8 protein-coding genes and 1 pseudogene are annotated in these 4,225 nt (G+C 45.7%); 2 read left to right on the top strand and 7 right to left on the bottom strand.

Annotation, left to right across the window (positions count from 1 at the left end; translation table 11 throughout):
- Positions 1 to 168, top strand: a pseudogene (locus I2F54_RS16125) (replication initiation protein); the annotation flags it as partial.
- Positions 169 to 204: 36 nt separating this feature from the next.
- Here the strand turns inward: I2F54_RS16125 and I2F54_RS16120 are convergent.
- From I2F54_RS16120 to I2F54_RS16095, 7 genes are all read right to left on the bottom strand, one after another.
- Complete coding sequence (locus I2F54_RS16120) at positions 205 to 435, bottom strand: hypothetical protein (protein ID WP_004295510.1); 231 nt, start codon at positions 433 to 435, stop codon at positions 205 to 207.
- A gap of 19 nt (positions 436 to 454) precedes the next feature.
- Positions 455 to 907: a mobilization protein MbpC gene (gene mbpC / locus I2F54_RS16115; protein WP_004295511.1), complete on the bottom strand. Its 453-nt coding sequence runs from the start codon at positions 905 to 907 to the stop codon at positions 455 to 457.
- Entirely contained in the window at positions 864 to 1,658 is a 795-nt protein-coding gene (gene mbpB, locus I2F54_RS16110) for a mobilization protein MbpB (protein WP_007560590.1), read from the bottom strand. Before mbpB ends, mbpC begins: the two co-directional genes overlap by 44 nt.
- Complete coding sequence (gene mbpA, locus I2F54_RS16275; protein WP_004327437.1) at positions 1,655 to 1,954, bottom strand: mobilization protein MbpA; 300 nt, start codon at positions 1,952 to 1,954, stop codon at positions 1,655 to 1,657. The genes mbpB and mbpA overlap by 4 nt, the downstream gene beginning before the upstream one ends.
- A gap of 192 nt (positions 1,955 to 2,146) precedes the next feature.
- Positions 2,147 to 2,344 carry a hypothetical protein gene (locus I2F54_RS16105; RefSeq protein ID WP_004295503.1) on the bottom strand — a complete coding sequence of 66 codons (198 nt, stop codon included), beginning with the start codon at positions 2,342 to 2,344 and terminating at the stop codon, positions 2,147 to 2,149.
- A 10-nt stretch (positions 2,345 to 2,354) separates the two neighbouring features.
- Positions 2,355 to 2,630 carry a type II toxin-antitoxin system YoeB family toxin gene (locus I2F54_RS16100; RefSeq protein ID WP_004327436.1) on the bottom strand — a complete coding sequence of 92 codons (276 nt, stop codon included), beginning with the start codon at positions 2,628 to 2,630 and terminating at the stop codon, positions 2,355 to 2,357.
- The gene (locus I2F54_RS16095; protein ID WP_004295507.1) at positions 2,627 to 2,878 is read right to left on the bottom strand and encodes a hypothetical protein; all 252 of its coding nucleotides are present in this window, start codon (positions 2,876 to 2,878) and stop codon (positions 2,627 to 2,629) included. The genes I2F54_RS16100 and I2F54_RS16095 overlap by 4 nt, the downstream gene beginning before the upstream one ends.
- A 412-nt stretch (positions 2,879 to 3,290) precedes the next feature.
- Between I2F54_RS16095 and I2F54_RS16090 the strand changes: the two genes are divergently transcribed.
- Positions 3,291 to 4,225: replication initiation protein (locus I2F54_RS16090; RefSeq protein ID WP_151854080.1), on the top strand; the 935-nt coding region annotated here is incomplete at its 3' end.

Genomic DNA, 4,225 nt, shown 5'->3' with positions numbered 1-4,225 from the left:
TTCACATCGGAAGAGATAAACCGGAACAAAGAGACATTCATAACGGCACAAGAAAAGATAACCGACCTTATCGGAGAACTGGCTCTCCTAAACGGAAAATCACGAGAAAAGAACAATCCGAAAGGGTGGATTATAAACGCCCTTAAAGGGAAAATCAAGGATAAGTAACAAGATTACCCGGCTGAAACACTCCGGGTAATCTTGTCAAATCAGAGGAACGATTTCCATTTCTACACCAAGTTCTTTCATCTGCTGTTGTATTTCCTCGCTGCTTAGTTTCTCTCTCGCCAGTGCAAGCCCATGAAAGGCGTCCCAGCCTGCCGGCTTCGAAACGATACTACCGTTTAGGACGGCATGGGTGATTTCGCCGCCGGACTTCGCACCCTTGTTCAGTATGAAGAAGAACCGGGGTTCTTCGTGTTCCGTTGTTCCCATAATTCGTAAAGTTAGATGTTTATTTATTCCCCTTTTGTTCCCTTGCCTGCTCTTGGTAGTATTCATAATACTGCTTGTAGTTGTCCCGGTCTTTGGCTGCATCCGTCCAAAGATAGCACATGAAACAAGCGAACAATAGGGAGATAACAGCACAAAGGATTGAGTAGAACGAAATTCGTTTGTCCACATAACCGCCGTTTTTCATTCTGTACCCCTGCCGTTCAAAGTCCGCCAACACGTTTTTTAGGCGATTTTCGGCACTTTCAAGGCTTTTCCCGTCTATTTGTACCTTTCGGGCTGTTGCGTCCTCTATGCGCTTCGTATAGACTTCAACACGCTTTAGTTCTTGATACACCAGTTCTACCGCAAGCTGCGGGTTTACCCTTGGCGTTGTATCTTTTCTTTTCCGGGGGCTGTACTGTCCCTGCTTAACGTTGGAAGCTGCCGCTTCCGGGTGTGAGTTTGTTTCCATGAGATATGTTCATTGAGTTGCACTTCAGTTTGCTTTGTGTCCGCTCGATATGGGCGAGAGTGTAGCCTTTCCCTATCTCGCTTGCCTTATACTCCGTACCGCTTCGGGCTGTGACATAGTAGCCGTTAAGTTTCCCGGTGCTTGCCCTGGCTTCCCGGACTTTAAAACCTCTCTTACCAAGTTCTTCCTTGAATTTGGTAAAGTCAAAGCCCTGCATCTTCTTCAATACGCCGTCCATGGCTTCCTTGATTTCCGCTTTGTTGACTTTGCCAATGTCCTGCGACTGTACAAAGTTCCGTTCCTTGGCTATGGCATTGGCGGCTTCCGTTGCCTTTTTCCCTATCCAGTTGTCCCGGTACAGTTCCCCGGAAAGGGAAACCCGGTTTGCCAGTATGTGCAGGTGGGCTTGCTCTTTCTTGCTCTCCGTACCGCTGTGCCGGATGATGATGTACTGGTGGTTCGCCAACCCCATGCGCTGCATGAAGTCGTTACCAAGTTCCGCCCAGTCCGCATCCGTAAAGGTGGCGCTTTCCTCTATCGAGGGGCTGACCTCGAAACGTAGGCAGTTGTTTTTTACGTTCGGAAAATCAATGTGATACGGTTTCATTTCCTGCACCATTTCCGCACCAGTACACCCATAAAGTTCATGCCGGGCTATCTCGGTGGCTACTGCCTGCCCGTTTATCTCTTTGGCGAGGTCGTACTCCAATGCCGCCACACCATGTGATATGCTTTTCCCTTTCCCTATCATCGTGAGAGTATTTTTTTGAGCTCTGTAATTAGTGCCCGGTTCTCCTCGAACACTTCCCGGTACTGGCGACCACCGAAGTAGTTGTTCAGCCGTTGGAGCGTTCCTTTCAACTGGGCTATGTCCCGGAGAAGCTGCCGTTCCTCCTCGGTGTACCTCTCCCTTGGGCGCCCCCCAAGGGACAAACTCCGGCAGTATTCCGATACGCTTAGACTGCACCGGGCTGCCTGCTCCGCAAGTGCGTCCTTTTCAAGTTCGGTACACCGGAATGTAATCTTTTCGTTCCGTCTTAGTTCCATGCCACAAAGGTAATCTTAAAATCTTTTTGAGCAAAGCGAGAAAAGCAAGAATTGTCCGACAAGGACACTTCTTGCTATATATACACATGCCGCATGGGAATACATCCACGCCAACCGCCCAGCAAAAAGCCCCGGCGTGTTAGAAAATCCCCCACAGCCTAACAAATTCTACCCCATTTCTACCCAAGGGGATTACACGCCGCAGAAGTCATCCGGGAACATGTCTTCCAGTTCGTCCAAATCAATGGTTTCTTCTTCGGACACCTCCACCCATTCAATGTTTTCTTTCCCTCTTATCGCACATGAGTACATCTCGGCGGCGGCAAGAGAAGAGAACACCTCGTGCATAGGCTCGCCGTTCTCTAACCAGTAAACACAATATTCGACCATAACAGTTTTATCATTTATCGTTGTAATGCCCCTCTACCTCCAAGATGTAGACCTCTACCACTTCCTCGTAAATGTCATAGATTATCCGGTCATGGGCGGTAATGTGTCGAGACCATGTAATATCCCCACCGCCCCTTAACGCTTCGGGATGCCCAAGCCCAGTCTTAGGGTGCTCTAACAATTCTTTGTAGATTTTCTTATACTTCTTGAACAAATTGGGGTTTGATTTCTTCCATTTGGCAATCACCTTATCCACCCCGTCGGAAACCCTAATTGTGTACATCATAGACTATCGAAATAAGCGTCAATATCCTCACTGCTTTTGAGGGTAACACACTTTCCGGATTTGATTTCTTCCCTTGCCTTGTCAATCCTTGCTTGCAGCTCCGGGGTTATCATCAAATCTTCACGACCAACTTTTACCAAAGCGTAAATCTCGTTTTTCCTGCGAATTAGTACCTGCTCGCCATTGTCAGCTTTGGTGAAAGACGCTGCGAGGTTGTTACGGTATTCTCTTACTGATAATGCTTCCATATCTGTTTGCTTTTAAATTCAGCACAAAGATAGCTATATTTCAATAAAATACAAACATTTTGTACACAAACGTGTACACGCCATAAAAACCCGTTTCCAATCCTACCGCCCGTCGGTTGGTTTTGCTTTGCTCTTTTTCCCTATCGTTTTTCTTTTTCCGACAGTAAATCAACCACTTAGCTCTATAAATTCCTCTTGTCTGTTATAAGCATCGTCTGTAATATGCTCTATCACTTCTTCGCAAACGCCCATAAATAAAGGGATTAGAACATGTGTTTCCCCACACTTTGGGAGTTTAGTCCCCACACTTTGGGAGTTTAAAAGTAAATTAGTCCCCACACTTTGGGAGTTTTACCCCTCTTTTTTTGTTTTAATGTGGGGATTGTGTATATTTGCAGCAAATCAATCGTTTATGAAAAAGAAACTACCTATTACCAAGAATAAAGATGTTGTTGTTTCATGGGTATATACATGGTCAAAACAGCAAGACATGTCCATACACGAACAAAGAATAGTTCTTCGCATACTGGAAGCGTGCCAAGCTGAACTAAAGGGAGTAAAACTGAAAGATTATGCAGGCACGAAACGCAAGTTTGAGCATGGACTTTGGGATGTTGATGCACAAATGCATGTATCTGACGTTATTTTTTCCGGACGTGATTACAATGAAATCATAGCCGCACTCGATTCTTTGGCAGGACGTTTTTTTACTTACGAAGATGACGAGGAATGGTGGAAGTGCGGATTTATATCTAACCCAAAATATAAAAAACGCACTGGCATTATAACCTTTCGTGTGTCTAACGACCTTTGGGATGTGTTTACCAAGTTCGCCAAGGGGTACAGAGAATTTGAGTTAAACAAGGCTCTTGCGCTACCTACTGGGTATTCCCTTAGGTTTTACATGTTAATGAGTGGGCAGGTGTACCCTTTGGATATATCCCTTGAAAACTTGAAAGACCGTCTTGGCATACCTGCGGACAAATACAAGGACAAGAACGGAAAAGACAGAATAGATCATTTTGAGGAAAGAGTTTTGAAACCAGCAAAGGCTGCGCTTGATGAGAGCTGCCCATACACTTTCAACTACGTGAAAGTGCGTGAAAACCCAAACAACAAACGTAGCAAGGTGACCGGGTTTAGGTTCTACCCGGTCTATCAACCACAGTTCAGAGATGAAGAACTGGAAGGGAAAGAATTGCAAGCAAAGGTTACAGCACGATATCAGATAGACAGCCATGTGTACGAGTACCTCCGTTATTCCTGCGGCTTCACATCGGAAGAGATAAACCGGAACAAAGAGACATTCATAACGGCACAAGAAAAGATAACCGACCTTATCGGAGA

Origin of the sequence: Bacteroides clarus (assembly GCF_015555825.1) — a bacterium.
Lineage (GTDB): Bacteria > Bacteroidota > Bacteroidia > Bacteroidales > Bacteroidaceae > Bacteroides > Bacteroides clarus.
This window is presented reverse-complemented; position numbering and strand designations above follow the sequence as displayed.